The sequence below is a fragment of the Bartonella sp. AA74HLJMH genome, assembly GCF_042197045.1.
Classification (GTDB): Bacteria; Pseudomonadota; Alphaproteobacteria; order Rhizobiales; family Rhizobiaceae; genus Bartonella.
On the sequence record NZ_JBHIRJ010000058.1, the window covers coordinates 1 to 2,593 of the forward strand.

The 2,593-nt window shown below is 38.3% G+C and carries 3 protein-coding genes; all 3 read right to left on the reverse strand.

Features of this window, described 5'->3' with window-relative positions:
* Nucleotides 1-90: 90 nt before the first annotated feature.
* Nucleotides 91-972, reverse strand: a complete 882-nt coding sequence (locus tag ACFINH_RS09430) for a hypothetical protein (protein WP_375632886.1) — start codon at nucleotides 970-972, stop codon at nucleotides 91-93.
* A gap of 84 nt (nucleotides 973-1,056) precedes the next feature.
* Complete coding sequence (locus tag ACFINH_RS09435) at nucleotides 1,057-1,839, reverse strand: hypothetical protein (RefSeq protein ID WP_375632888.1); 783 nt, start codon at nucleotides 1,837-1,839, stop codon at nucleotides 1,057-1,059.
* Between the two features lie 296 nt (nucleotides 1,840-2,135).
* Nucleotides 2,136-2,471 (reverse strand): hypothetical protein, encoded by a 336-nt coding sequence (locus ACFINH_RS09440; protein ID WP_375632890.1) that lies wholly within the window; start codon nucleotides 2,469-2,471, stop codon nucleotides 2,136-2,138.
* Nucleotides 2,472-2,593 lie beyond the last annotated feature (122 nt).

Here is a 2,593-nt window from a genome sequence, read left to right on the forward strand (position 1 = left end):
AATGTATAAGTTTCCAGTTGCAAACAAAAGCCGTGTCTTAAAGGACGCGGCTTTTTTGCTATAAAGCAGCCCCCCGCCCCGTTATTTTATTTACGCTGCTTTGTTTGTGCTTTGTTCACTACCATCAGTATCATCACAAATCTTTTGCTTGCCATTAATTACAGCGTTGCCAGAGATTTTTACACCCTCTTCAATAATAGACCTATTAGAAACACACGCATCATCATAAATTTCTGCTTTTTCATAAATACGAGCATTCTCATAAACACGGGCATTGCCATAAATCTTGACATTTTTGTAGACAAGCGCTTTACCATAAACCCTAGCATGATCAAAAATATGAGAACCTTCGTATACGCAAGAAGACCCTGATACTTTTGCATTGCCATAAACAAAGCCCTTCACATAAGCACTATGCCAAACCTTGGCATTGTCATAAATTTTTGCCTCTATACTAATAAAAGCTTTTCCATAAACCACGGCATTATCACAAACTTGACCACAAACCTTAGCATGATCATAAACCTTGGCATTGCCATTAACCACACACTTGCCATAAACCCACCCCTTGCCACGAAACCACATGGTACCACTAATACTAGCATTATCAAAAATCTTAGCATTGCCATAAACATGGGTATCACGACCATAAACCTTGGCTTTATCACTCACTACAACGTTACCATAAACTTTAGCATTTTGAGCAATAACGGCTTCATTACGTATTTTAGCATTTTCACTAACGACAGCATCATATGCTGCAATAGCATCATCATACACCCAGCAATTCCCATCATGAGAGAGGTTATCTTCCTTCTCAATAAAACCACCAAGGTCACCAGCCTTGACATCATCGAAATCCCTTAATGCGCGTATGCGATAAAAGTATCTAGGTTGACGGGTTTCTGCATCGTAAACTTTTTTTATTTCGTCTATAATTTCATATTTTTTAGATACAGTTTTAGTGGTCATAGGTAGCTCCCTAATCTAATATTCAAACAAATTTTTAAATGAAATGGTTATAAGGAGGCGCCCCCGCCGCGCCCGCGCCGTTATTTAAGCTGCTTTATTTATATCCTGATCAAGACCACAGACATCTTCAGAAAATTTCTTATTTTCTTTAAGCACAGCATTGCCATAAATCGTTGTAAATTGGCAAATTTGTGCTTTTCCACTCACATGAGCATTATCATGAATTTTTGCAAAAGGACCAACACGCGCCGAGCCAAAAACCTTGGCATTGTCATAAATATTGCTACCATCATAAACTATAGCTTTATCAAAAACATGAGCATTGCCATAAGCTTTTGACCACGCAGCAAGGCGTGATTTACCGTAGACATGGGCATCATTAAACACAAGCCCACTCACATGAGCATTTTCATATACACGGGCATTATCGTAAATAAGAGCCCCTTCAGTAATAACGGCATTATCACTCACAACGGCATTGCCAAAAACATAGCCACCAATTTTTGCATTGCCATTAATGACTGCATTGTCATAAACATGTGCCTTATCACTCAAAACCCATGCCTTATCACTAATCACAGCATTACCATAAACTTTTGCATAATTCACAACACAAGCATTATTGCGTATTTTGGCATTTTCGGAAACGCTTGCTTGGATAACCATAGCATCATCATAAACCCAGCAATTGCCTTTATGAGACAGATCACTCTCATCTTTAATAAAGCCACCTAAATCCCCCGCCTTAACATCATCAAAATCTCTTAAAGCTTTAATGCGGTGTAAAGTCACACCGTTAACAACGCGGTTTTCATTAGTAAGTTCATATTTTGGAGAAGTTTCTTGATTTGTAACTGTAGCTTTCATGCTGACACCTATTCGTTTAAATTGTCTGTTATTGACAGCCCTATAAGGGCGTCGGGCGCTAACAAACACGGCGAATAGTCCGTCGTCACACTTTTCTCATAAAGAGTATTGTATGATGTGACCACACCCGACAAAATCGTTATATGCTAGAGATAGCATAAAAGAAAGTCAGTATTTTAAGAAATGGGAGAAACCTTATCGTGATTTATCCGCTATTCGCTATAGTGTTTGTTAAGCACTTGCCAACCTTAATAAACGACCTTTTCTTTAAAGTCAATACGTGTTTTTTATTTTTTTCAATTTTTTTCATTTTGATACCTACCTAATTGAATATAAAGTGCTTTCTCTAGTTCACTGTCTATATCATCATAAGTTTTCACTGCTTTCACTGTACGTTTTTTGATTTCCCTATTCACCTCGTCTATCAACGCTTCGCAACTCAATACGCTTCTTGGCAAATCACCACCGTATATCCAAGCTTTCACTTGCGCCTTGGTACTGTAATCAACTTTACAAGGCATCTCATGATACTGACCACCATCGAATTCCTCATATTCTCTCATACCATCTTCGTATTCATAGAGATTGTAAAAATACTCTGCCACCCCTAATCCCCATGGGGCATGCCCCACCGCCGTTGCAACGAACTTTTTCCCCCTTCTGTTTACGTTTTTTTTAAAACATCTGGTTTAATATCCCCTATCTAAATCCATAACTTTACCAATGGGTTTATTTGCCTCAAAATGGACCGTAT